Annotated in this window: 23 protein-coding genes; 17 read left to right on the top strand and 6 right to left on the bottom strand. The window is 32.7% G+C overall.

Annotated elements, in window-relative coordinates; genetic code table 11:
- The 3 genes from pseB to pseF are packed head-to-tail and all read left to right on the top strand — an operon-like array spanning window position 1 to window position 2,854.
- Entirely contained in the window at window positions 1-987 is a 987-nt protein-coding gene (gene pseB / locus B6S12_RS02530; RefSeq protein WP_111229254.1) for a UDP-N-acetylglucosamine 4,6-dehydratase (inverting), read from the top strand.
- Complete coding sequence (gene pseC, locus B6S12_RS02525) at window positions 984-2,147, top strand: UDP-4-amino-4,6-dideoxy-N-acetyl-beta-L-altrosamine transaminase (RefSeq protein ID WP_111229253.1); 1,164 nt, start codon at window positions 984-986, stop codon at window positions 2,145-2,147. Before pseB ends, pseC begins: the two co-directional genes overlap by 4 nt.
- Entirely contained in the window at window positions 2,144-2,854 is a 711-nt protein-coding gene (gene pseF, locus B6S12_RS02520; protein ID WP_111229252.1) for a pseudaminic acid cytidylyltransferase, read from the top strand. The genes pseC and pseF overlap by 4 nt, the downstream gene beginning before the upstream one ends.
- Before the next feature lie 5 nt (window positions 2,855-2,859).
- On the opposite strand, the gene B6S12_RS02515 is transcribed toward pseF, so the two are convergent.
- The gene (locus B6S12_RS02515; protein ID WP_111229251.1) at window positions 2,860-3,468 is read right to left on the bottom strand and encodes a LysE family translocator; all 609 of its coding nucleotides are present in this window, start codon (window positions 3,466-3,468) and stop codon (window positions 2,860-2,862) included.
- A gap of 14 nt (window positions 3,469-3,482) precedes the next feature.
- A complete protein-coding gene (locus B6S12_RS02510) occupies window positions 3,483-4,391 on the bottom strand; it encodes an aspartate carbamoyltransferase catalytic subunit (RefSeq protein ID WP_111229250.1) in 909 nt (302 codons plus the stop codon).
- Between the two features lie 120 nt (window positions 4,392-4,511).
- On the opposite strand from B6S12_RS02510, the gene B6S12_RS02505 reads away from it, so the two are divergent.
- The 8 genes from B6S12_RS02505 to B6S12_RS02470 all read left to right on the top strand — a co-directional run bounded on the left by B6S12_RS02505 (window position 4,512) and on the right by B6S12_RS02470 (window position 13,343).
- The gene (locus B6S12_RS02505; RefSeq protein ID WP_111229249.1) at window positions 4,512-5,837 is read left to right on the top strand and encodes a UDP-glucose dehydrogenase family protein; all 1,326 of its coding nucleotides are present in this window, start codon (window positions 4,512-4,514) and stop codon (window positions 5,835-5,837) included.
- A complete protein-coding gene (locus B6S12_RS02500; protein ID WP_111229248.1) occupies window positions 5,834-6,355 on the top strand; it encodes a hypothetical protein in 522 nt (173 codons plus the stop codon). The genes B6S12_RS02505 and B6S12_RS02500 overlap by 4 nt, the downstream gene beginning before the upstream one ends.
- Complete coding sequence (tlyA, locus tag B6S12_RS02495) at window positions 6,342-7,058, top strand: 23S rRNA (cytidine-2'-O)-methyltransferase TlyA (protein WP_111229247.1); 717 nt, start codon at window positions 6,342-6,344, stop codon at window positions 7,056-7,058. Before B6S12_RS02500 ends, tlyA begins: the two co-directional genes overlap by 14 nt.
- Entirely contained in the window at window positions 7,024-7,896 is an 873-nt protein-coding gene (locus B6S12_RS02490) for a bifunctional riboflavin kinase/FAD synthetase (protein ID WP_111229246.1), read from the top strand. The genes tlyA and B6S12_RS02490 overlap by 35 nt, the downstream gene beginning before the upstream one ends.
- Entirely contained in the window at window positions 7,886-8,596 is a 711-nt protein-coding gene (gene cmoA, locus B6S12_RS02485; RefSeq protein WP_181450931.1) for a carboxy-S-adenosyl-L-methionine synthase CmoA, read from the top strand. The genes B6S12_RS02490 and cmoA overlap by 11 nt, the downstream gene beginning before the upstream one ends.
- Window positions 8,597-8,605: 9 nt before the next feature.
- The gene (gene dapE, locus B6S12_RS02480) at window positions 8,606-9,715 is read left to right on the top strand and encodes a succinyl-diaminopimelate desuccinylase (protein WP_111229244.1); all 1,110 of its coding nucleotides are present in this window, start codon (window positions 8,606-8,608) and stop codon (window positions 9,713-9,715) included.
- Between the two features lie 98 nt (window positions 9,716-9,813).
- Window positions 9,814-12,378 (top strand): alanine--tRNA ligase, encoded by a 2,565-nt coding sequence (gene alaS / locus B6S12_RS02475; RefSeq protein WP_111229243.1) that lies wholly within the window; start codon window positions 9,814-9,816, stop codon window positions 12,376-12,378.
- Between the two features lie 722 nt (window positions 12,379-13,100).
- The gene (locus tag B6S12_RS02470) at window positions 13,101-13,343 is read left to right on the top strand and encodes a LexA family protein (protein ID WP_245892487.1); all 243 of its coding nucleotides are present in this window, start codon (window positions 13,101-13,103) and stop codon (window positions 13,341-13,343) included.
- Window positions 13,344-14,019: 676 nt separating this feature from the next.
- Here the strand turns inward: B6S12_RS02470 and B6S12_RS02465 are convergent.
- Genes B6S12_RS02465 through B6S12_RS02450 form a run of 4 tightly spaced genes read right to left on the bottom strand, consistent with a single transcriptional unit; the run spans window position 14,020 to window position 16,697 of the window.
- Window positions 14,020-14,481 (bottom strand): hypothetical protein, encoded by a 462-nt coding sequence (locus tag B6S12_RS02465; protein WP_111229242.1) that lies wholly within the window; start codon window positions 14,479-14,481, stop codon window positions 14,020-14,022.
- 1 nt (window position 14,482) lies between these two features.
- Window positions 14,483-15,118: a lysophospholipid acyltransferase family protein gene (locus tag B6S12_RS02460; RefSeq protein ID WP_111229241.1), complete on the bottom strand. Its 636-nt coding sequence runs from the start codon at window positions 15,116-15,118 to the stop codon at window positions 14,483-14,485.
- Between the two features lies 1 nt (window position 15,119).
- Window positions 15,120-16,439: a tRNA (N6-isopentenyl adenosine(37)-C2)-methylthiotransferase MiaB gene (gene miaB, locus B6S12_RS02455; protein ID WP_111229240.1), complete on the bottom strand. Its 1,320-nt coding sequence runs from the start codon at window positions 16,437-16,439 to the stop codon at window positions 15,120-15,122.
- A 15-nt stretch (window positions 16,440-16,454) separates the two neighbouring features.
- Complete coding sequence (locus tag B6S12_RS02450) at window positions 16,455-16,697, bottom strand: HP0268 family nuclease (RefSeq protein WP_111229239.1); 243 nt, start codon at window positions 16,695-16,697, stop codon at window positions 16,455-16,457.
- A gap of 189 nt (window positions 16,698-16,886) precedes the next feature.
- On the opposite strand from B6S12_RS02450, the gene nusA reads away from it, so the two are divergent.
- The 6 genes from nusA (at window position 16,887) to B6S12_RS02420 (ending at window position 25,961) form a co-directional block, all read left to right on the top strand.
- Window positions 16,887-18,017 (top strand): transcription termination factor NusA, encoded by a 1,131-nt coding sequence (gene nusA, locus B6S12_RS02445; protein ID WP_111229238.1) that lies wholly within the window; start codon window positions 16,887-16,889, stop codon window positions 18,015-18,017.
- A 71-nt stretch (window positions 18,018-18,088) separates the two neighbouring features.
- Entirely contained in the window at window positions 18,089-19,564 is a 1,476-nt protein-coding gene (locus B6S12_RS02440) for a peptidylprolyl isomerase (protein WP_111229237.1), read from the top strand.
- A 12-nt stretch (window positions 19,565-19,576) separates the two neighbouring features.
- Window positions 19,577-20,998 carry a cell division protein FtsA gene (gene ftsA, locus B6S12_RS02435; protein WP_111229236.1) on the top strand — a complete coding sequence of 474 codons (1,422 nt, stop codon included), beginning with the start codon at window positions 19,577-19,579 and terminating at the stop codon, window positions 20,996-20,998.
- 23 nt (window positions 20,999-21,021) lie between these two features.
- On the top strand, window positions 21,022-22,176 hold the full coding sequence (ftsZ, locus tag B6S12_RS02430) for a cell division protein FtsZ (protein WP_111229235.1): 1,155 nt from the start codon (window positions 21,022-21,024) through the stop codon (window positions 22,174-22,176).
- 136 nt (window positions 22,177-22,312) lie between these two features.
- On the top strand, window positions 22,313-23,590 hold the full coding sequence (serS, locus tag B6S12_RS02425) for a serine--tRNA ligase (RefSeq protein WP_111229234.1): 1,278 nt from the start codon (window positions 22,313-22,315) through the stop codon (window positions 23,588-23,590).
- A gap of 4 nt (window positions 23,591-23,594) precedes the next feature.
- Window positions 23,595-25,961: a tetratricopeptide repeat protein gene (locus B6S12_RS02420; protein ID WP_111229233.1), complete on the top strand. Its 2,367-nt coding sequence runs from the start codon at window positions 23,595-23,597 to the stop codon at window positions 25,959-25,961.
- The last annotated feature ends 72 nt before the right edge of the window (window positions 25,962-26,033 follow it).

Genomic DNA, 26,033 nt, shown 5'->3' with positions numbered 1-26,033 from the left:
ATGTTTGATGGCAAAAGTATTTTAATCACGGGTGGAACGGGAAGTTTTGGCAAATGTTATACCAAAACTTTGCTAGAGCGTTATAAGCCTAAAAGAATCGTTATTTTTTCGCGTGATGAATTAAAACAATATGAAATGGCACAAATTTATAATGCACCTTGTATGCGGTATTTTTTAGGAGATGTGAGAGATGAAGCAAGGCTTAAAGAGGCTTGCAATGGAATTGATTATATTATCCATGCAGCAGCGCTTAAACAAGTTCCAGCAGCAGAATACAATCCTACTGAATGTATCAAAACAAATATTTATGGAGCACAAAATGTTATCAGTGCAGCTTTAGCTAATGGAGTTTGCAAAGTGATAGCACTCTCCACAGATAAAGCAGCAAACCCAATCAATCTTTATGGGGCAACCAAACTTGCAAGTGATAAACTCTTTGTAGCTGCAAACAATATGACAGGAAGTAGAAAAACGCGTTTTAGTGTCGTGCGTTATGGTAATGTAATTGGCTCACGAGGTTCTGTTGTTCCATTTTTCTTAAAGTTAATCAAAGAGGGAGCAAAGGAGCTTCCCATTACCGATAAAGAAATGACAAGATTTATGATAACGCTAGAGCAAGGTGTGAATTTTGTGCTAAAAAATTTTGAAAGAATGGTGGGGGGAGAAACCTTTGTGCCAAAAATTCCTTCTATGAAAATTACAGATCTAGCATTAGCATTAGCACCTAATCTAGCTCATAAATTAGTAGGTATTAGACCGGGTGAAAAAATCCATGAAGTAATGTGCCCTAGCGATGATTCTCATATTACTTATGAATTTAGTGATCATTTTGTGATTGCTCCTACGATACAATTTAATTTTGTAACAGATTTTAGTAAAAATGCCTTAGGAGAGGTTGGGAAGCTGGTAGAGAGAGGTTTTGAATACAATTCAGGAAGCAACAAAGAGTGGCTTAGCAAAGAAGAATTTTTGGAGTTAATCAAATGATACCTTATGGCAAACAAGAAATTACAAAAGAAGATGAAAAAGCACTTTTAGAAACATTACATTCTTCTTTTATCACACAAGGACCTAAAGTAGCAGAGTTTGAAAAAGCAATTGCAAAAGAAGTGAGTGTAGAATTTGCAGTAGCATTTAATAGTGCTACTTCAGCATTGCATTGTGCGTGTTTAGCACTTGGATTAAGAGAGGGGGATTGGCTGTGGAGCAGTCCTATTAGCTTTGTGGCCTCTAGTAATTGTGGGATTTATTGTGGTGCAAAAATAGATTTTGTGGATATTAATCCTAAAACTTATAATTTAGATGTGGAGCTTTTAGAAAAAAAGCTTAAAAATACTAAAAAATCTAAACTCCCAAAAGTTCTTGTAGCGGTGCATTTTGCAGGGCAAAGCTGTGATATGGAAGCAATTTATAAGCTAAGCTTGAAATATGGTTTTAAGATTATTGAAGATGCCTCCCATGCTTTAGGTGGTAAATATCGCACTTATCCTATTGGTTGCTGTAAATTTAGTGATATTAGTATCTTTTCATTCCATCCAGTGAAAATCATTACAAGTGCAGAAGGGGGAATGGCAACTTGTAAAGAGGAAAAATATGCTAAAAAAATGCAAATGTTAAGAAGCCATGGAATCACAAAAGACGCACAAGAGCTTACAAGAAAGAATGGGAAAAAGGAGGGGTGGTATTATGAAGAGCAAATTATTGGTTTTAATTATAGAATGAGTGATTTGCATGCAAGTTTAGGCTTAAGTCAGCTAACAAGGCTTAAAGAGTATGTAAAAAAGCGTAATGAAATTGCTAGAATCTATGATGAAGCCCTAGAGGATTTAGAGCTCATCACTCCTAAAATAGAGGCTTATAATTATAGTGCTTACCATCTCTATCCTATTTTGCTTACTAAAAAAAGCGGAATAAAACGCAAAAAACTTTTTGATATTTTTCATAAAGAGGGAATTTTGGTGCAAGTGCATTATATCCCTATCCATTTGCAACCTTTTTATGCAAGATTTGGTTTTAAAAAAGGGGATTTTAAAAATGCAGAAAATTATTATAAAAAAACGCTTTCATTACCACTATTTCCGAGTCTAAAAGAAGAAGAGCAAAAAAGAGTGATTGAGATTTTAAAAGAAAATGTGGCTAAAAAATGAATAGAGGGCTAAAAGATAAGCAAGATAAGGTGGTTTGTATAATCCCAGCACGCGGAGGAAGTAAAAGAATAAAGCATAAAAATTTAGTAGATTTTTTAGGCAAGCCCATCATTGCTTATAGCTTGGAAAATGCTTTAAATTGTGGGATTTTTGATGCAATTTATGTTTCTAGTGATGCAGAAGAGATTTTAGAATTTGCAAGAAATTTTAAAGGGGTTGTGGGGTTAAAAAGAAAAGAAGAATTAAGTGGGGATTATGTAGGAACAAGGGAAGTGATAGTAGATTGTATAGAAGAATTAAAAATAGAGAAAGAAGCATGGGTGTGTTGTTTGTATGCTACTGCACCGCTTTTAAAACTTAAACATTTACAAGAAGCTTATAGTAAAAAACAAGAGGGAAGTTATATTTTTCCAGCACTTGCCTATTCTTATTCTCCTTTTAGGGCTTTTAAAATAGAAAAAGGAATAAATAAAATGTTGTTTCAAGAGTGTTTTGCTAAGCGTTCACAAGATTTAGAGCAGGTTTATCATGATGCGGGAGCATTTTATCTAGCACAGGCAAAAACTTGGCAAAATAGAGAAAATATTTTTGAAGATTCTAGTTGTATTGTTTTAAATGAGCTTGAAGCACAAGATATTGATAATTATGAAGATTTAGAGCTTGCAAAGATAAAATATCAAATGATAAAAAATCAAGAGCAAAAATAGTAGATTTAGGCTACTATTAAGGAAGAAAAAGAGCGATAAGACTCACTAAAAAGCAAAAGTGCAAAAATTAAAAAAATCACAATACAAGCTTTATCAATTTTATTAAAAAGTGTATTTGTGATAAATTTCCTTAAGTTTATGGCTAAAAAAATAATACTTAAAAAGGCTAAAGATAGGCTTACTAAAAGCACAATAAGGCTAAGTTCTAAATCTTTTTGGATAAAGGGAGTGATGATTAACATAAAAAACAAAATAGCTTTTGGATTAGAAAGATTTACCAAAAGTCCTTTAAAATAGAGCGTTTTTGATTTTTGTGTTTTTTGGTTAAAGTCAATTTTGTTTTTAGGTTTTTTATAAAGTGCATAGGCAATATAAGAAAGATAGATACCTCCTACTAGACTTAAAATTCCTTCAATTAAAGCACCTCGCAAAAAATGTGCAAATCCAAAATAAATTAGTCCAAGATAGATAATCCAGCCACTAAAGATTCCCAAAAAAGATAAAATTCCTTCTTTAGCTCCTAGGGCAAGCGTATTCCTAAGAACAAATAAAATATCAGGACCGGGGGTAATAGCAGTGGTAAAACCCACTAAAAAGAGAGCAAAAAGTTCCATTATTGTAAAATTTCCTAAAAATAAGGAAAGTTTTTGGCAGTTTCTTTATTTTCTAAAATAAGTTTTTGTAAAACTGCCATTCTAATGGCTACACCATGTGTTACTTGCTCTAACACTTTAGAGCGTGGATCTTTTAGCATTTCATCGGAAATATCAATATTTCTATGCACAGGACCTGGATGTAAGAGGATGATGTTTCTATCTCCTAAGAGTTCTTTTGTAATGCAATAATCTCCTGCATAGTCTTTTAAACTAGAATAAATAGGTAAATCATGGCGTTCTGTTTGGGTTCTTAGGCTCATAATCGCATCTACTTCATCAATCACTTCTTTTAAATAAATAGAGTGTCTAAGTTTGGTTTTGGGGACAAAATGTGGAGGTGCTACTAAGATGACTTCCATTCCAAAGCGTCCTAAAAGCTCAATATTACTATTGGCTACTCTTGAGTTTTTGATATCTCCAACAATTGCAATTTTTTTGCCCTCTAAATTTCCCAAATGCTTTTTTAAGGTAAGTAAGTCTAAGAGTGCTTGTGTAGGGTGTGCGTGCGCTCCATCACCTCCATTTACAATAGAGCAGGAAACATATTTGGATAAAATATTTGGCACTCCAGAATTTTTATGCCTTACAATAATTGCACTTGGCATCATTGCATTTAAATTAGCAGCAGTATCAAGTAGCGTTTCGCCTTTAGAGGTAGAACTACGGCTTACATCAAGCCTTACCACGCTTCCTCCTAACCTTTTTGTAGCAACTTCAAAGCTAGAGAGTGTTCGTGTGGAGTTTTCAAAGAAAATCGTAATAATAGTGTGTCCTTGCAAAGTATTTCTTTGTTTGCCATCTAAAAAAGATTCTGCAAGTTCTAGAATTTGTTCTACCTCAAGTTTGTTAAAATCTTTAGTTTCAATTAAATGTCGCGACATTTGTTAATCCCCTTGCTTAGATTAAAGAAGAAATGCTAAAATTATAAATTTAAATTTCTTTAAGTTCCCTTTTGGAAAAGAGATTTTAAGGATAAAATATCTATTATCAAAGGTTTTTGTGTGAATATAACAGTTGTTGGAAGTGGTTATGTTGGTTTAGTAAGCGGTGCTTGTTTTGCAGAAATGGGCAATAGAGTGCATTGTATTGATGTAGATAGGGATAAAATTGAAAAATTAAAAAAGGGGATCATTCCTATTTATGAACCAGGATTAGAAGAAATTGTGTTAAAAAATATAGAAAATAAAAATTTATTTTTTAGCACAGATTTAAAAGAGGGTTTAGAGAATTGTTCTATTGTGTTTTTGGCTGTTGGAACTCCTACAAAAGAAGATGGAGGAGCTAATTTAGAATATTTATTTAATGCAGCAAAAGAGATTGGCAAAACTTTTAAAAAGCCACTTTTGGTAGTAAATAAATCCACAGTTCCCGTAGGAAGTGCACAAGAGGTTAAAAAGTTGCTTGTAGAAGCTTTAAAACAAAGGGGAGAAGAGATAGAATTTAGTGTTGCAAGTAATCCAGAATTTTTAAAAGAAGGGGATGCGGTAAATGATTTTTTAAAGCCAGATAGAATTGTTATAGGAGCAGATGATACTTTTGCAAAAGAGCTTTTAAGTGAGCTTTATGCGCCCTTTAGCGTAAGTAGAGATAAAATTATTTATATGGATATTAAAAGTGCAGAGATGACAAAATATGCTGCTAATGCAATGCTTGCAACTAAAATTAGCTTTATGAATGAAATAGCAAATATTTGTGAGAGAGTGGGTGCAAATATTAATGATGTAAGAAAAGGGATAGGGAGTGATAAACGCATAGGGTATAGCTTTATTTATGCGGGTTGTGGCTATGGTGGGAGTTGTTTTCCAAAAGATGTAAGAGCACTTATTAAAAGTGCAGAGGAAGTAGGAATAAATGCAAGATTGGTTAAGGCTGTAGAAAAGGTAAATGAAGATCAAAAAAGAGTGCTTTCTCAAAAGATTATAGAGCATTTTGGAGAAGATTTAAGCACAAGATGTTTTGCTCTTTGGGGGCTTAGTTTTAAGCCTGAAACAGACGATATGAGAGAGGCAACTTCCATTGTTTTAATCCATGAGCTAATAGCTAGAGGTGCTTGTTTTAAAGTTTATGATCCAAAAGCTATGCAAGAGGCTCAAAAATATTTTTTAAAAGATGTCCCTAATGTATGCTACAAAACCAATAAATACGATACTTTAGATAATTGTGATGCGATGATTTTAGTAACAGAATGGAAGGAATTTAGAAGTCCTGATTTTGAAGAGATTAAAATGAGGTTGAAAAGTCCTATAATTTTTGATGGTAGAAATCAATACAATGGGGAAAAATTAAGAGAAAATGGAATAATTTATTATGGAATTGGAGTAAAATGAAAAAGAATTTTTTATGGATTTTAGTTTTGTTTTTTTTGGGTTGCGAGGGAGCAAAATTCACTCTTGCACCCACAAAGCCTCAAGAATCTTATGTGCAAGCTACAAGAAAAACAGAATTAGTGTATGATAATAAAACACAAATGGTGCTTGTAGCAACACATTTAAATGCTTATGATGAGCAAAAATATCCCAAAGAAGAAGGTGAAATTTTTTTGGTAGATGTATATGAAGGGATAAATGCTAAAAAAGCAAGTGTTAAAAAAGGGTTTTTAGAAAATGAATATGCCTTAAGATTGGCAAATGGGGATACACCTTTGGAGTTTAAACCAGTTAAAAAAGAAGAATTAGAGCCTATTATGCAAGAGAATGCGACAAGATGGGGAGAGTATTATTTGGTAAGATTTCCTATGCAAAATAAACGCGATAGGGATAGATTAATTCTTATTCTTTCCCATCCGCAATATGGAGAAAACTTAATGAGCTTTGGATTTAAGGCAAAGTTGGATGCGATTAGATAAAGAGTGTTTAAAAAGAGGCTTGCTTGATTCAAGAAATAAAGTCCAAGAAGCTATTTTAAAGGGATTTATCTTTGTAAATGGTGTTGTGTGCTATAAAAATTCTTTAGAAGTAAAAGAACAAGATAATATAGAACTAAAAGCACAAAAAATTTTTGTAAGCAGAGCAGGAGAAAAACTTTATCACTTTTTACAAGATAAGCAAGAGTGCATAGAGTTAAAAGGTAAAAAGGCATTAGATGTTGGTTCTAGCACAGGGGGTTTTACTCAAGTTCTACTGGAGTTTGGTGTAGAAAAAGTGGTATGTGTGGATGTAGGGCAAAATCAACTAGATAAAAGCTTAAAAGAAGATAGCAGAATTGAACTTTATGAAAAAACAGATATTAGAGATTTTAAATATAATGAGGGCTTTTTTATTGTTGTATGTGATGTGTCTTTTATCTCGCTAGAGCAGATTTTAACAAGTTTGCAAAGTTTTGCTAATTTTTGGCTTATTTTGCTTTTTAAGCCTCAATTTGAGGTAGGTAAGGAGGCTAAACGGAATAAAAGAGGAGTAGTGCAAGAGGAACAAAAAATACAAGAAAAACTAGAGCAAATTTTGAAGCAATTAGAGCAAATTTGTTTTAAAATTCAATTTGTAGAAAAATCAAAAATAAAAGGCAAGGAAGGCAATGAGGAGTTTTTTATCGCTGCTAAAAGATTATAAAGAAGCAAGTAAAATTACAAATTTAGCGTTAGGAAAGTTTGATGGTATGCATAGAGCACACCAAGCACTTTTTAAGGAGTTAAAAGAGGGTGGGGCAATTTTATGTATTGAAAAAGACAATGGAGAACTTTTGCCTAAAAAATATAGGGATTTTTATTCTAGTTTTCCTATTTATCATTTGGGTTTAGATGTGGTAAGAGAGAAAAATGATAAGGAATTTGTTTGCTTTTTAAAAGAGGTTGTGCCAAATTTAAAAACAATCATTGTGGGGTATGATTTTAGATTTGGCAAAGATAGGCATTATTATACTTTTGATTTAAAAAGTAGTTTTGATGGGGAGGTTATAGTCGTAGATGAGGTATTTTGCAAAAAGCTTTCTATCCATAGTGGATTAATAAAAGAATTATTGATTAATGGAAATTTAAAACAAGCCAATAAATTATTAGGTAGAGATTATGAGATTAGAGGCAAGATTATTAAAGGACAAGGCTTAGGAAAAAAAGAGCTTTATGCAACGATTAATTTAGAAAATGATGGTTTTATTCTTCCTCAAGAGGGTGTTTATGCAGGATATGTCCAATTAGGAGAGCAAAGCATTGAAGCAAAAAAATATCCTTCTGTAATTTTTTTAGGAAATCGTGTGAGCACAGATAAGAGTTTTGCAATAGAAGGGCATTTACTAGGAGAAGAAATAGAAGTTAGCAAGAAAGAAGCAGGATTTTATTTTGTTAAAAAGATTAGAGAAAATCAAAAATTTGAAGATTTAAAAGAGTTAAAAGCAAAGATTGCAGAAGATATTGCAAAGGCTTATAAAATTTTAAAGGTAAATCATGGATAAAGTTTTTAAAGTCCCTTTAGAAAAACAATTTGAATTTGATGAAAAAGTTGCAGGTGTTTTTGATGATATGATAAGTCGCTCTGTGCCTTTTTATAAAGAAGTTTTAGAACTTAGTGCAGATTTTGCGCTTAGCTTTGCTAAAGAAAATGGTGTAGTTTTGGATTTAGGGACTTCTACAGGTGCTATGCTTTTAGAGCTTGCTTCTAAAGGACAAAAGAAGCTTAAAATGTATGGGATAGATAATTCTAAAAGTATGCTAGAATATGCAAAAAAAAAGCTAGAAGCCTATGGAATGGAAGCAAAGCTAATTTGTGGGGATATTGTGAGTGAGGAATTTCCAAAAAGTGATGTGATTATTTCTAATTACACCTTGCAATTTATCCGCCCAATGCAAAGGGAAAAATTAGTGCAAAAGATTTATAATAGTCTAAATAATAAGGGAGTTTTCATTTTTTCAGAAAAGGTAATTAGTGAGAATAAAACGCTAGATTACAAAATGATTTCTTATTATTTGGAGAGTAAAAAAAAGCAAGGTTATAGTGAGTTTGAAATTACTAAAAAAAGGGAGGCATTAGAAAATGTATTAATCCCTTACACAGAGCAAGAAAATAGAAAAATGCTTGAAAACTGTGGATTTTATCATATTGAAACTCTTTTTAGATGGGTGAATTTTGCTACATTTATAGCTTTTAAAGAATAAGGAAAAATAATGAATGAAATACAAATTTTAGAAAAATTAGTGAGCTATCCCACAATTACTCCACAAGAATGTGGTATTTATGAGTTTATTAAAGAGATTTTGCCAGATTTTAAGATAAAGGAATTCCATAAAAATGGTGTAAAAAATCTTTTTTTATATAAAGAATTTGAAAATAGCCAAAGCAACCACCATCTTTGTTTTGCAGGACATATTGATGTAGTTCCAGCAGGTGAGGGCTGGGAGAGTGATCCTTTTATTCCGCAAATCAAAGGCGAATATCTTTATGGAAGAGGCACACAAGATATGAAAGGTGGGGTTGCTGCATTTTTGAGTGCTGTGTGTGAATTTAAAGAAAATAAAAATGTTAAAATTCTTTCTATTTTGCTAACGAGTGATGAAGAGGGGGAGGCAATTTATGGCACAAAATATGTTTTAGAAGAATTACAAAAAGAAAAGCTTTTGCCTCATTTTGCGGTTGTGGCAGAACCTACAAGTTTAAAAGAATTTGGTGATATGATTAAAATAGGGCGTAGGGGTTCTATTAATGGGGTTTTAAGAATTTTAGGCAAACAAGGACATGTAGCATATCCTAGCAAATGTATTAATCCGCTTGATTTTTTGGCTAAAGTTTTACATAAGATTTCAGGTTTTAATTTAGATGAGGGTAAAGATGGATTTGAGCCTAGCAAGATTGTAATTACCGATATTCGCGGAGGAATGGAGGTTGTAAATGTTACACCTAGTGAAGTAAAAATTATGTTTAATATAAGAAATTCTCCAAGCACAACCCTAGAAGATGTAAAAACTTATTTTGATACTCTTTTAAAAGATATTCCGCATAAGTTAGAATTAAAGCAAAGCTCCAAACCTTTTTTGACTAATAAAGAGAGCAAAATTGCACTAAAATTACAAGAAGTTTTAAAGCAAGTTAATGGTTTTACTCCTATTTTAAGCACGAGCGGGGGAACAAGTGATGCAAGATATTTTGCAGAATTTGGGGTAGAGGTGGTAGAATGTGGAGTGGTAAATGACAAAATCCATTCTGTGAATGAATGTGTTAAGATAAGCGAAGTAAATGCTTTAAAAGATTGCTTTAAAACACTTTTGGAAAAATTTTAGAAAGTTTTTTTAAAAGCTTATAATATTTTAGGCTTTTCTTAAGGCTTGATTTTAGATAAAAAAAGTAGAATTGTAAAATTTTTTAATGAAGGTAGTAAATGAAAAAAGATGTAAGAGCCTTATATTTAGAATTTTTTAAAAATAAGGGGCATAAGATTTATCCCTCTATGCCTTTAGTGCCAGATGATGCGAGTTTGCTTTTTACTAATGCGGGAATGGTGCAGTTTAAGGATATTTTTACAGGTAAAATTCCAGTGCCTAGCCCAAATATTGCGACAAGCTCACAGCTATGTATCCGTGCAGGTGGAAAACATAATGATTTAGAAAATGTGGGCTATACTTCAAGGCACCATACGCTTTTTGAAATGCTTGGAAATTTTAGCTTTGGAGCATATTTTAAAAAAGAAGCTATTGCTTATGCTTGGGAGTTTGTAACAGAAGTTTTAGGCTTTAGTAAGGAAGTTTTGTATGTAACGGTGCATGAAAGTGATGATGAAGCATTTAAGTTGTGGTGTGAGCATATTGAACCTAGTAGAATTAAAAGAATGGGGGATAAAGATAACTTTTGGCAAATGGGAGATACAGGACCTTGTGGGCCATGTAGCGAGATTTTTGTAGATCAAGGCGAGGAGTTTTTTAAATCCGATGAAGATTATTTTGGAGGAGATGGTGATAGATTTTTAGAGATTTGGAATCTTGTTTTTATGCAGTATGAAAGAGATGAAAGCGGAAAGCTAACACCACTTCCTAAGCCTAGCATTGATACAGGAATGGGACTAGAGCGTGTGATGGCACTACTAGAGGGGAAAAGAAGCAATTTTGATTCCTCTCTTTTTATGCCACTTATCCATAAAGTTGAAGAGATTACAGGAGTAAAATATATTTATGAAAGCGGTGCAAGTTTTAGGGTGATTGCAGATCATGCAAGGGCGGTAGCATTCTTACTAGCACAAGGTGTGAATTTTGATAAAGAGGGTAGGGGCTATGTGCTAAGAAGAATCTTGAGGCGTGCGATTAGACATGGATATTTGCTTGGACTTAGAGAACCCTTTTTGTATAAAGTTCTTGAATGTGTATGCGAAAATATGGGTATGCATTATGAGTATTTATTGGAAAAGAAAAATGCTATTTTAATGCAGTGTAAAAATGAAGAAGAAAGATTTTTTGAAACTTTAGAAAATGGTATGAATCTATTTAATAAAGAAGTTTTTAAATTAAAGAGTGAGAATGGTAAGGGGAGCTTTAGTGGAGAAGTTGCTTTTAAGCTCTATGATACCTATGGTTTTCCACTAGATTTAACCCAGGATATGTTAAGAGAGAGTGGTTTGCCACTTGATTTAGATGGCTTTGAAGAATGTATGAAAAAACAAAAAGAACTTGCAAGGGCAAACTGGAAAGGTTCTCAAGAAGCACAAAAAGAGGGCGATTTTAAAGAATTGTTGAATGTATTTGGGGAAAATTGCTTTGTAGGCTATACCACAATGCAAGAAAATTCCAAAATTTTAGCGCTTTTAGATAGCAATTTTAAAAGAGTGGAAAATCTTAGCAAAGGAGTAGCAGGGTATGTGTTTTTAGATTCTACTCCTTTTTATCCAGAGAGTGGAGGGCCTATCGGCGATAAAGGTGTTTTAAGGTTTGAAGGAAAAGAAATAGCAAAAGTGGTAGATACTAAAAAATATTTTGGACTTAATATCTCTAAAATTAATGTTTTAGAGGAATTAAAAAGTGATATGCAAGTGCAAAGCGAAGTGGATAAAGAACGCTTTGAAATTGCAAAACATCATAGTGCTACACATCTTTTGCATAAGGCTTTAAGAGAGGTTTTAGGAGAGCATATTGCACAAGCAGGAAGCTTAGTGGAGGCAAATAGATTGCGTTTTGATTTCTCACACCCTAAGCCACTTTCTAAAGAAGAATTGGAAAAAATAGAAATGTGTGTGAATGAGGAGATTTTAAATGCACACACTCAAATCACTGAGCAAATGGGAATTGAAGCAGCTAGGGCAAAGGGGGCAATGGCACTTTTTGGCGAGAAATATGGAGAAGTTGTGCGTGTGGTTAGCTTTGGGGATTCTATTGAACTTTGTGGAGGAATCCATGTGGAAAATACAGCCCATATAGGTAGTTTTTATATTGTAAAAGAAAGTGGTGTAAGTAGTGGTGTTAGGAGAATTGAGGCGGTTTGTGGAAAGGCTGGGTATCTTTATGGTAAAAATGCAATTTTGCAAGTATCACAAGCTAAAGAACAGCTAAAAGCACAAGATTTGATTCAAGGAATTTCAAAGCTAAAAGAACAGCTAAAGAGTGCAAAGGATAAGGGTAGTAAGGAAAATATTAATACAAATTCATTAAATATTGAGAATTTTCAAGGGATTAATTTAATAATTAGCCAAACAGATATGGAAAATATCAAAGAATGTATTGATACATTTAAAAATCAGCACGAAAAAGTCGCAATTTTGCTTATTAATAATGAAGGTAAAATCGCAGCAGGTGTGAAAAATGCTCCTATTAAAGCGGGACTTTGGGTAAAAGAAGTGGCACAAGCTATGGGTGGAAATGGTGGAGGACGCGATGATTTTGCTACTGCTGGAGGAAAGGATTTGGATAGAATCCAAGAGGCCTTAAAAATAGCTAAAGATTTTTTTATGAAAAATCTTTAGCTAAATCTTTTTATGGGTGTGGTTATTAGAGATTTTGAAATATTTTGGTTTTTTGTAGTGTATTTAGGTATTACAAGATTTTTGCGGTTATGGAGTTAAGAGAGTGAAATAATCTCTCTTTTTTGTTGTTGTAAAGTTCATACCATTATGAGTAAATAAATATTTGTGTGGTAATCCATAAAAAATTACCAAAAATCCCAAAGTATTTTCATAGATTCACAAGCTACACTCATAGTAGCAAAAGAGAAACTGCCATACTTCGTTTTATTTTATTTGTAGTGACATATTGTTAGCTCTGATTGGACCGAAGAATTTCTAAAACAAAAGAGATATTTTACTATTGCTTAATGGTAAGCAGGGTTTTATTGTAAAACCCTTTATGGTTGAAGCAATCTCTGATCATTGTGAGTTTTGCTTGTGATGATGGAGTGGAGTGTCATAGCTAAGAGCATTATTGTATGATTTGCATAAGCAAATCATAGCAATCTAATAAGAGATTATCAAAAAGAATTAGGAATCTAAAAACTAAAATATTATAAGACTTTAAAAGGGTTGCAAAATAAATCTGTAATATTATATCTATATTATCTCTATTAAAATAAATGGAACTCTCTATGAAGATATGATAAAACTTGCAATAGAATTCAAAATACAATCCAAAGAGAAAACAATCAAAAGCAAAAAATTATTAAAGAAAATTAGAACCAATATATTATTAGGATATGGTAATTCTATGTCTTACTCTCCCAGAGAATTGCTATCTTTTAGTGCAACAAGGAGAAGCTAAAGAGGGGGAAATATGTGTAACACGCATTGAAGAGGAGCTATATGTAAAACGCCTCCAAAAACGCCCTAAACTCAAACTGCTTAGCGATAATAAAGCATACGAACCCATAGAGCTAGAAGGGGAGAATTTTGAAATACTAGGACGCGTTGTAGGTTATTTTAAAAAAACTGCCCTTTGAAATCTTTTTAAATAGCGTTTAATAGGTATTTATTAGCTATTTGTAAAGTAAGTGTCTAGTAAATGTCAAGCAAATATAAAGCAAACCATCAAGAAATGTAAAGCAAAAATACTTGCTTTGATTTTTAACAAAACCCAAACAAACTCCCTTAATGTCGCTCTTTTAAAATATTTTTTCTCACTTTGATTTTTTACATTACTGTATACAATATAATATAAGTCTATATCGGAAAGATTTATTTTAGGCTGTTATGACTTACTAGCATAGTTCTTGCAATGATATAAGGAAAACATCATAAAAGAGTCTTATTGATTGTGGTTTAGAGGTTCTCCTTTGTATTGTAGCCTATAGATTGAAGTATTCTAGTAATCCATTTCCTCTGATTTAACCAAAGAAACCCTAAAGCAAAATAACTTCTTTGCTTGGAAAATCTTTTAGAGATTTTAGCTAATACCAAGTGATGGTATAAAGTTTTGTAAGAAAATATAGATTGCCACGCAAATATTGCATAATGGCTAGCAATAATAGAGAAGAATATTTAGCAATGATAAAAACTTTACAATAGCAAATTAAACGCAAATAACAATCATCTATAAGAGGATTCTTTTTTCTTGGTAAAAATCCTTTTGTGGTGGCTGAATGTTTAATATAAGAGTTTGATTGATAGAGAAAAAGGCTATTGTGCGTTTATGTTTTGGAGTTTTATTTCTAAATCTCCAAACCATTTTGTATAGGCTTGGATACTTTTTGCTTCTTCATTAGTGGGATTGTTTAAAAAAGTCAATCCTTCTTTTTTAGAATTAAATTCCTCACAAATCCATTTGAGTTGTAGAAATTCTTGTTGGGTTAGACTTGTTTGGTTTAAAATTTTAGAGGTATCTTGATAGAGGGCATTTGCATATTTTAAGAAATTTTGGATTTGTATTCTTTGCCTAGATTGGCTAGAGATACCAAAAGCTTTTTTGTTGTATGGATCTTCTTTTAATGCGTCATTAGCAAGTTTGTAGGATAATTCATAATTTTTTTCCTTATAAGCTTTATTGGCTTCATTGGCAAGTTTATAAGAGGGGGAGAAGAAAAAATAATAGGTAAGTCCGCAAAAAAGAAGTAGAATAAAAATAAAGGCTTTAAAATACATTTTATTGGAGCTCTTCCATTTTGGAGAGTATGAGCTTTTTGGCTTCTTCTTCGTTTAAATCCTTAATATAAAAGGGTTCCATGGCTATATGTTGGATTTTACTAAAAGGTTTTGGGATTTGGAATTTATCCCAACTTTTTAAATTCCAGCAATTTTTTGCAAGAGTGCGAAAAACCACTATGGGTTTATTGGATTTTTGTGAAAGCATTAAGATTCCATTTGCAATGCTATGATAAGGACCTCTAGGGCCATCAGGAGTAACCACAACAACTTCCCCTTCTTGAAGTTTTTTGATACCACTTAAAAGCACTTTAATACCTCCTTTAGAAGAGGAGCCACGGAGAGATTCTATTCCAAAAAATTTCATAATATTGCTAATAATATCACCATCAAAATGATGAGAGATTAAAACATAAGCCGTTCGGTTTTTACAAAAATGCTTAAATAAAAAGGGTTGCAATAAAAGTTCCCCATGCCAAAATGCAATTATAAAAGTATCTTTTTGATTGTGTTCTTTTAGACTTTGGGGGATTTCATAAGAATGGCGGTAAGTAAAATGTAATAATCTTATTAGGCAATACAAAAAAGGTGGAGCAAGGGTAGCAAAGATTTTTCTATTAAGTTGTTTGAAATCCATTTTAAATAAATTCGCCCATAAGCTGTGCACCATTGATTTTGCAAATACGCACAGGAAGTATTTTGCCTACTAGATTATCTAAAGAATGGATTCTTATTAGCTTATTATTATCGCTTCTACCTTCAAGAAGTTTATTCTCTTCATCATAGCTTTCAAGCAAAACAGAATGGATTTGGTGGAGTAATTTTGCATTATCTTCTTGCAAAATAGCTTTGTGTCTATCTTTTAAAATAGCAAGTCTTTCTTTAGCGATTTCCTCATCTACTAAACCTTTAAAGTTTTCATCTTCACACCAGCTTGCAGCTTCTGTATGAGGGCGTGAAGAGTAAATGAAGCTATAAAGAGTATCAAAACGCACTTTTTCTAACACATCTAAAGTGTCTAAAAAGTCTGCTTCGCTTTCTGTAGGGAAACCTACAATAATATCTGTCCCTATACTTAAATTAGGCATTAAAGAGCGCATTTTTTCCACACGATTTAAAAACCATTCCTTGCTGTATCCTCGCTTCATTTTTTGTAAGATAGCTGTGGAGCCACTTTGTAATGGCATATGAATAGCTTTGCAAATTTTTCTATTGGTTGCAAATTCTGTAATAAATTCATCATCCATATGAAGAGGATGTGGAGAAGTGAAGCGGATTCTTTCTAGTCCTTCAATTTGTGAAATTTCATGCAAAAGCTGCGTGAAATTGATTTTTTTATGCTCTGTGCTAAAGCGTCTGCCATAGTTATTGACATTTTGTCCTAGAAGCAAAATCTCTTTTGTGCCATTATCTACCAATCTTTTTGCTTCATTTAAGATGAGATCACTTGGAATGGAGATTTCATTTCCTCTTGTGTGTGGAACAATGCAATAGGTGCATTTCTTATCGCATCCTATGGAGATATTAATCATCCCTTTTAGGTTAGAATTTTGTTTTTGACTAAAGACATAGGAGCTATCATCATAGTCAATATCTACCCAAGCTACTCTATCTTTATGGATGATTTGTGAAATTTTAGAGACATTTCTAGCGCCTAATACGAAATTTACATTTTTAGAACGCTTTAGAATTTTGTCTCCCAAATGGCTTGCTGTACATCCACATATTCCAATTTTTGCATCTTGCTTTTTGATTTTAGAATATTGTCCTATTTCAGAGAAAAGTTTTTTTTCTGGTTTTTCACGGACGCTACAAGTGTTGATTAAAATAAGGTCAGCTTCTTTTGGATTATCTGTAAGAGAATAATTTTCTTTTTCTTCTAGTTCAGCGATGATATGCTCACTATCGCGTTCATTCATCGCGCAACCTAGAGTTTGGATATAGAGTTTTTTACTCAAAATCAAAACCCTTTCTTAAAGGATATGTATCTCATACATATAATCTCCCTCATCAAGACCGTATTTCACTTCTCTAAAATAAGCATGTTTGCCTTTTTTATCAAAATACTCTAATAAAGCCATCATATCTTTGTGTGAATTTTCTTTATCACAATAAAAGATATTTGCCTTCTTTTCTTCTAGCATTTCTTCTAGTTTTTTAACGCTAACCTTAGTTGGTTTTTCATTGATATGTTCGCGTGCTAATTTAATATCCATAATCTTGCCCTTAAGTTTTATAGAAAAATGGCTGATTATACACGAAACTTTCTTAAAAATTAATATTATAATGTTATTAAAGAGAAACATAAAATAAATAAAGCCCTTATAAAGAATATTTAAGTTAGAATTCAAATATAATTTTAAAGATTTAAAAATCTTTTGTTACGAAATAAAAAGGATAGAATTTTGGAGAAGATATTAGATATTATTGAAGGGATTTCTTATGAAAAAGGGATACCTATAGATAATGTAGCACAGGCTGTTAAAGAAGCTGTAATTAAAGTAGCTAAAGAAGCATTTGATCCTAGTTTTAATTATGATGCAGAAATAGATAAGAAAAATAAGACTTTACATCTTTATCAAGTGATTAGTGTGTGTGATAATAATGATGCAAAGAAAAATGACAGCAATTATATTGCCTTACAAGATGCTAAAAAACATGATAGTGAAATTAAGATTGGTGATGAATTGCGTTATGAAATCAGTTTGGAAAATATGAGTAGAAGTGCTGTAAATTTACTTTTTAGGGAGTTAGAATACAAAATACAACGCCTTGTGGAAACGCAACTTTTTGATAAATACAAAGCACAGGTTGGAAAGATTGTGAGCGGGAGTGTTGTAAGAGTGGATGATTTGGGTAATACTTATGTAGAAATTGATGAGATTAGAGCGATTTTGCCTAAGAAAAATCGTATTAAAGGCGAAGAATTTGCTGTGGGAAGTGTTGTGGGAGCTATTTTAAAACATGTAGGTATTGATAGGCAAAATGGCATAGAAATTGAGCTAAGTCGCACTACACCTAAAATGTTAGAAGAGCTTTTGAGGCTTGAAGTTCCAGAAATTAAAGATGGAGATGTAGAAATAGTGAGTTGTGCAAGAATTCCAGGGGAAAGGGCTAAAGTAGCATTAAAGAGTGATTTGGCTAAGATTGATCCAGTGGGAGCTACCGTTGGAGTTAAAGGAGTGCGAATTAATGCAGTTTCTAAAGAGCTAAAAAATGAGAATATTGATTGCGTAGAATATTCTCCACAAATGGAACTTTATGTGGCAAGGGCTCTTTCTCCTGCACTTGTTGTGAGTGTTGCTTTAAATGAAAAAGAAAAAAAAGCATTAGTGAGTATTTCAAAAGATCAAAAGCCAAAGGCTATCGGTAGAAGCGGAATTAATATTCGTCTAGCATCTATGCTTACAGGATATGAAATTGAGCTTAAAGAAATAGATGGAGATAAAAAAGAAGAGAAAGAAGGACAGAGTATGCAAAATGAGGGAATGCAAAAAACAAATCTTGACATTCTTTCTTCTCTTTTTAAAGGATAGGTTAAAATTTTAACCTTCTTTTATTAAATTATTTTTATAATTTCAAAAAACTTTAACTTTTAGGAAAATGTATGATTGGTTGGATGCAGAAGCATAGAAAGTATTTGGTAATTACAATTTGGGTTAGCACTATTGCACTTGTTGGAGCGTCTGTAGTGGGATGGGGCGTATATAGTTTTTCTAGTGCATCAAATTCAGTAGCAAAAGTAGGAGATACAAAAATTAGTATCCAAAAAATGCAACGAGAATATTCTAGGCTTTATAATCTATATAATCAAATAACAGGTGGTGGTTTAGATGAGGAGCAAGCTCAAAAGTTAGGCATACAAGAGCAAGCTATTAATACACTAATCTATAAAACTCTTATGTTAAATTATGCTAGAGATTTGGGGCTTTTAGTGCAGAAAGAAGAGATTATACAAGAGCTTTCTAAAATGCAAGAATTTTATGTAGATGGAAAATTTAGTAAAGAAATCTATCTAAAGACATTAGAAGAAAATAATCTTAAGGCAAAGGATTTTGAAGAGGGTATTTATGAAAGTTTGCTATTGCAAAAGTTAGGTGTACTTTTGGATATTCCTTTGACTCCTTTAGAAATTGATATGCTAAAGAGTGCTTATTTTACAGAAGATAGACTAAGCATAAAAATTTTAGATAAAAAAGATATTGTGTTTAATCCTAAAGAAGAGGAAATAAAAAAATATTGGGAAGAAAATCAAGATATTTATCAAACACAAAGGGGATATGAGTTAGAGGTAATTACACTTTTACCGCAAGATGTAAAATACACACAAGAAGTTTTAGAAAAATATTACAATGATTTTAAAAATCAGTTTTTAGATGCACAAGGACAAATTATGCCTTATGAACAAGCTAAAAATGAAGTGCAGAAAGCTTATCAAGATTCTCAAGCACAAAAGGAAGCTTTAAAACAATATATAGCATTGCGTAAAGCCAAAGAACAAATGGGTAAGCTTGTAAGTGTTTATGAAAAAGAAGAAGATTATCAAAAATACGGAAATGATTTTATTAATCTTTTAAGTCAAGCAAAAGAGGGTGATACGCTAAAACCTATTTTGACTCCGCAAGGATATGTGAGTGCAAAGATTAAAAAGGTCATCCCTAGTGTTCCTAAAGCTTATGAAGATGCTAAAATAGATGCAAGTGCAGATTACATAAGAGGGCAAAAAACTCAAATGTTAGAAAAACTGGCTAAAGAGCAGATGGCAAATTTTGCAAATATAGGAAGTAAAGATATTGGCTTTATAGGGAGAGATTATTCTAAGGAAATAGCGGGTTTGACGCTCGATGAAACGCAAGAATTTATTTCTAAATTATTTATGGGATCTAACAAACAAGACTATATTCTTTTAGAAAATAAAGCAATTTTATATGCAATAAAGGAGCAAAGAAGTAAAAATTCTGATATAATTAGCAAAAATTTGGATTTTCTTATTCAGAGTGGAACCCAAATCAAACAAAGATTAGTTGAAGGAGAACTTTTGAATGAGTTATCAAAAATTTATAAAATTACAAAGTATCAATAGGGTTTTTCATAGATGGAAGTGAATTACAAAGGATTGGAAAGTAACCAAAATATTTTAGGAATTGATATTGGTTCTACTAAAATATGTGCGATTATTGCAAGTTGTAAGGATGAAGAGCTCCATATCATTGGAACTGGGATTCATAAATCTCAAGGGCTAAAAAAAGGCACAATTACAAATATTGAACAAGCAAGTAGAGCTATTAGAAATGCTATCAATGATGCAAAAAGGGTGGCTGGAACCAGTATTGATAAGGCAGTTATCTCTATTTCTGGTTCTTATACAAAAAGTGTTAATAGTTCTGGAATAGTTAATATTCCCAATAATGAAATAGGACTTAAAGAAATCAATAGAGTGATACAAACAGCATTGTATAATGCAACAATTCCTAGCGAATATGAAGTAGTGCATATTCTTCCTTATAATTTCAAATTGGACGAGAGAGATTTTATTGATGATCCTATGGGAATGAATGGGAATAGACTAGAAGTGTTTGTGCGTATCGTTACAGCACAAAAATCAAGTCTTGGAAATTTACGAAAAGCTGTAAAAGCTGCAGGGGTAGATGTTGAGAATATTGTTCTTTCTTCCTATGCTTCTTCTATTGCGGTTTTAAGTGATGATGAAAAGGAGTTAGGTGTAGCTTGTATCGATATGGGCGGTAGCACTTGTGAGCTTATGATGCATCTTGGAAATTCTATGCGCTATAATGATTTTTTAGGTGTAGGTTCTAATAATATCACAAATGATCTTTCTATGGCATTGCACACGCCTTATCTTATTGCTGAAAAAGTAAAGGTAGAATATAGCAAGCTTTATAAACAGCAAGAAGATATGGAAAATCTTATTGAAATACCTATGATTGGTGGTGAGGAAGGCTCTAAGCATCAAGTTTCTTTGGAACTAGTTTATGATGTTGTGTATGCAAGAGTAGAAGAAACTTTAATGATACTTTCAAGATCGCTAGAGCATAGTGGTTTAAAAGAGCAAATTGGTGGTGGCATTGTGCTAACGGGTGGAATGACACATTTGGAAGGTTTGAGAGATTTAGCTTCTGCTATTTTTGGAATTCCAGTGCGTATTGCAAAGCCTTATGAGATTGATGGCTTATTTGATAATTTGAAAAGGCCTGAGTATGCAACAGCCATTGGTTTGGTATTGTATGCTTCAGGAAAATATACAAATTATGAAATTGATTCTGAAAAGAAAATACGCTTTAAAAATGGAAAAATGGGAGAAGAACAAGTAAATTTTGCTAAAAATCCTCTTCCATCATTAAACCCTCTACAAGAAAAGCGTAATGTGGCAGCTAATAATATACCTAATAGTGCGGCTGATATTAGACAAAATTTATCAGATATTGCAGTTAAAAAAGTGCCTAAAAATCCAAATCCATTATCGCAAATTTGGAATAAATTTAAAGGGATGTTTTAAACTAGAGAAAGGAGAAATAATAAATGAGTATTGATGTAAAAGAAGTGAATCCTAATGATTTTAAGGCAAACATTAAAGTTATTGGAGTAGGTGGTGGCGGTAGCAATATGGTAGATCACTTAGTAGCTACAGGTACTTATGATGGGATTGATTTAGCAGTAGCTAATACAGACGCACAGCATTTAGCAACTTCTAAAGCACCTACAAGGATACAGCTTGGTGCAAAGCTTACTAAAGGGCTTGGTGCTGGAATGAAACCAGAAGTTGGTAAAGATGCTGCATTAGAAAGCTATGAAGATTTAAAAGCGTTTTTAGAAGGGACAGATATTGTATTTATTGCTGTTGGACTTGGTGGGGGAACAGGGACAGGATCAGCGCCTATTATTGCAAAAGCGGCTAAAGAAGTTGGAGCACTTACTGTATCAATCGCTACAAAACCTTTTAAATTTGAAGCACCTAAAAGAGCTAGACTTGCAGAAGCGGGTTATCAGGAACTAAAAGCAGAGAGCGACTCTATTGTAGTTATACCTAATGATAAACTTTTATCTATTGTAGATAGAGCACTTGGTATTAAAGATAGTTTTAGAATTGTGGATGATGTTTTAGTGCGTGCAGTAAATGGTATGAGTGGTGTCATTTTGTCGCACAGTGAAGGAGGTATTAATACTGACTTTGCAGATGTAAGGACTGTTATGAGTCATAGGGGATTAGCACTTATGGGAATTGGTGAGGCAAGTGGCACAGATGCGGCAAAAGAGGCTACCAAAATTGCTATTGAATCTCCTTTGTTTGATAATATGTCAATTAGTGGAGCTAAAGGACTTCTGATACATTTTTACATGAGCCCTTCTTATCCGCTTTTGGAAGTGCAAAGTGCTATGGAGCTTGTTTATAGTAATGTGGATGCAGATGCAGATGTTATTTTTGGAACGACAACAGATGATAATATTGAAAAAGATAAAGTAAGAATTACTATTGTAGCTACAGGTTTTGAAAAAGAGGCAGTTTCTAGTGCTTCAGCAGAAATTGATACAGCTCCTTTGAAGCTTGTAAGTCCAAAAGATATGAGTCAAAAAATCAATCAAGCAGAAACTATTAGAAAAAAGGTGAGTGGTGCGGACTTTGCTAGTGAAGAAGTTTTAGATGTGCCAACTTATCTAAGAAATCAAATGGATTAATTTAAAATCCATACTCCTTTTTCTTATTGGATTTTTATGCCTAGCTCATGCTAGGTGATGTTTATTTAGTTTTAAAAGTTTATTTGTAGAATTTTGCTTCTTTAGGGTATAATAATTAAAAATATAAGGAATTTAAATGATTGATTTAAAACTTTTAGTAAATGATTTTGAAAGTATTAATGAAGGATTATCTAAAAGAAACATTCAAAAGACTTTATTAGAAGAGCTAAAAGAAATTGCACTTAATTTTAAACAAAAGAAGATTGCACTAGAAGAGATACAAGCCCAAAGGAATTCTAAAGCAAAATTGTTTGCACAATATAAACAAGAAGGTAAAGATATTAATGCACTAAAAGAAGAATGTGATACACTAAAAAATAAAGTTTCTCTTTATGAAGAAGAAGTGAAAACTTGGGAGGAAAAGTTAGAAAAACTCCTTAAAACTCTTCCAAATATTCCAGATTCCAATACTCCTTTTGGTAAAGATGAAGAAGAAAATGTGGAAATTAAAAAAATCCTTACTCCTAAGGAATTTAGTTTTAAGCCTAAAGAACATTGGGAACTTGCCGAAAAAAACGGTTGGATTGATTTTGAAAGAGGTGTAAAGCTTGCTAAAAGTAGATTTAGCGTATTTTGTGGTATGGGGGCTAAACTAGAAAGAGCACTTATTAATTATATGCTTGATTTTAATGCAAAGCATGGTTTTAGCGAAGTAGCAACTCCTGTAATTGTAAATTCGCAAACATTATTTGGCACAGGACAACTTCCTAAATTTGAAAATGATTTGTTTAAAATTTCAAATTTTGTAGATGAAGAGAGTGGCAAGGGACATGAGCTTTATCTTATACCAACCGCAGAAGTAACACTTACTAATCTCTATGCAGATGAGATTTTGCAAGAAGAGGAATTGCCTTTGATGATGTGTGCTTATACACCTTGTTTTAGAAAAGAGGCAGGTAGTGCAGGACGCGATACAAGGGGAATTATCCGCCAACACCAATTTGATAAAGTAGAGCTTGTAGCAATTACTACGCAAGAAGATAGCCAAATGATGCAAGAAAGAATGATAGCTTGTGCTTCTAGTCTTTTAAGCTCACTGAATCTTCCTCATAGGCTTGTGCAACTTTGTAGTGGAGATTTAGGATTTAGTGCTAGTAATACAGTAGATATTGAAGTGTGGTTACCAGGACAAAATTGTTATCGCGAGATTAGTTCTATTTCTAACACGCGAGATTTTCAAGCAAGGCGCGCTAAAATTCGCTACAAAAATTCACAAAAGAAAAATATTTTAGCCCATACATTAAATGGCTCATCTTTAGCAGTAGGTAGGACTTTGGTAGCTATTATGGAAAACTATCAAAAAGAAGATGGAAGTATTGAAATTCCATTTGTTTTAGAGCCTTATTTGAGATAAGTAAATGGCAGTGCAAGAGGGGCAAGAGCAAGTTATTAGATTAGATGATAGCTTTGATATTCTAGAAGATGTTTTAAAAAAAGATCCCAAGCCCCCAAAACCTAAGAGTTTTATAGATAAGCTTTTAGATTTTATTCAAACTTATAAAAAATTAACCATTTTTCTTGCCTTACTTTTAGGTGTTTTGATTGTGGCTTTAATATTTGTTTTAGCACTTGTCTTTAAAGAAGAGGTTAAACCACAAGAAGAAAAGATGGTGGAGCCCCCTGCATTAAAAATTCAAAAAGGTGCAGATATTATTAATAATGCACGCGATTTGGAAGAACTCATTAAAAAAGCAAATTTTCTTTATACAAGTGGAAACAAGGTAGAAGCATTAGATTTATATGGCAAAATTTCTAATTATTCAGAAGGGCTTTCAAATTATAATCTAGGCGTTGCACAAATGAATGAAAAATCCTATAAAGAAGCATTAGGTTCTTTTCAAAAAGCTATTGATTTGGGAGAAGATAGGGTGATTAGTGCCTTAAATGCTGCAGTCTGTTCTTTGATGCTTGGATATGAAGGGCGGTTTGGCTATTATACGGATTTAGCACAGAGTTATTTGCCAAGTTCAGGAGATTTAGCACTTTATTCTTATCTTTATGCGCTTACACATTATTATAAAGGAAATTATTTAGAGGCTATTTCACCACTTTTGCACCCAAATTCAGAATATTATCAAAAAGAGAGCGATGAGCTTTTGGCTATGATTTTTTCTTATTTACAGAATGATACTTTAGCACTAGAGCGTTTAAGTAAATATCCAGAAGAAGTGAAAAATTGGTTTAATATGGGTATTTTATATGCACGCATTGGTGAGTATCAACAAGCACAAAAATATCTTTTACAGGCTATTGAAGCAGAGGGGGAGAGTTTTCAAAAAAATTTAGCTTTAGAGCTTGTTATGTTAAAAGATTCACAATTTGAATCTGCGGGAAAAATATTAGATAAATACGCACAAAACAAAGAAGAAATTGATGCAAATCCTTATCCAATTATGCTAACTTTGCAAGATAAATTTTTTGATGTTAATATCGCGCAAAATCGTTTTTGGAATAGTTTTAAAGGACAAAAACTTAATGCTTATAAATTGCTTTATTATTTTGCGCCCTATAAGGTGTTTGATGCTAAAGAAGCTTTTAATGTGATACAAGAGGGTGGGCTTAATATCCATATTGAAAATTTACAAGAAGCAAAAGATATTTTGCTTAGGGGACAGACGATTTCGCGTGTGAATAAAAATATTGCTGATGCGATTTTGCAAACTTTAAATGGAAATATTAGAGAAGCAAACAAACTTTTAACAGAAGCATTAAAACGCTATCCAAACCATTCTATCTTGCATTATGATTTGGGATTAAATTATGCACAAATGGGAGATTTTAATAAAGCTTATGAGCATTTTTTGCGTTCTTTTCATTTAAATCCTAAGGATTTACAAGCTGGGATTTTTGCATTGATGAGTGCACAGCTTACTTTTAGAGATTATCAAAGATTGGATTTAGAGGTTAGCCAAGAGATTGCAGAAATGGGAGGAAGCAAAGAGGAGCAACAATTTATTTTAACTTTATTAAATTTTGTAAGAGATGGAGTTCCAAATATCACAGATTGGCTAGATATACAAAAGAGCAATCTTTCTATCTATCATGCACTAGACTATGTTTTAAGTGTATCTTTAAAGGATAAACAACGCCTAATTAAAGCTAGTTCTTCTTTGAGGGCAAATTTGCCAAGAGATCCTATTGCTAATCTTTTAGAGCTTTTAGCGATTAATTTTGAAGATAATCCAAAAGAGCTTTCTTTAAAATTGCAGTCTTTTTATAGGGATTCTAAAATCAATAAAGATCCTATTTACTATGGGGCTTCAGTGGTTAGAGAGATGTATATACAAATCGCCCATATTGCAGGAACGCTTCATTATGTGGAGGAGGATTTGGATAAGAAAATGATAAGCGAGCAAAAAGATGTGCGAGGAGTTATCCAAGCATTAGCACTTACATACATCTATTTGCAAGAATTTGAAAAGGCTTTCACTCTTTATAATAGCCTTTTAGATGATTTTAAAGAAGAGGATACGCAAACCTACTTTCTAGCAGCGATTGCAGCAGTAGGAGCAGGACATATACAAAATGCTTCTACACTTTTGCAACTCTCAAAACTAGAAGCCCCTACAAATTATGAAACAAGAATTGCTATAGGCATTCTCTACCAACAAGAGAAAAACTTTAAAGCCGCAGCTACACAGTTTAGAACCATAGGCGATGGAGTGGTAAGTTCTGAATATTTTGATTTTAAAATAGATAGCAGTGGGCTTTTAAACCAAAAATAGCTTTGTTTGGGTTGCTTCATTGCTTCTCCTTGCAATGATGTGATAAGAACTTCCTTGTGTTATTGTAGAGGT

The sequence above is a fragment of the Helicobacter valdiviensis genome, assembly GCF_003245365.1.
GTDB classification, from domain to species: domain Bacteria; phylum Campylobacterota; class Campylobacteria; order Campylobacterales; family Helicobacteraceae; genus Helicobacter_D; species Helicobacter_D valdiviensis.
The sequence above is the reverse complement of the archived record's forward strand: the minus strand, read 5'-3'. Positions and strand labels throughout refer to the sequence as shown.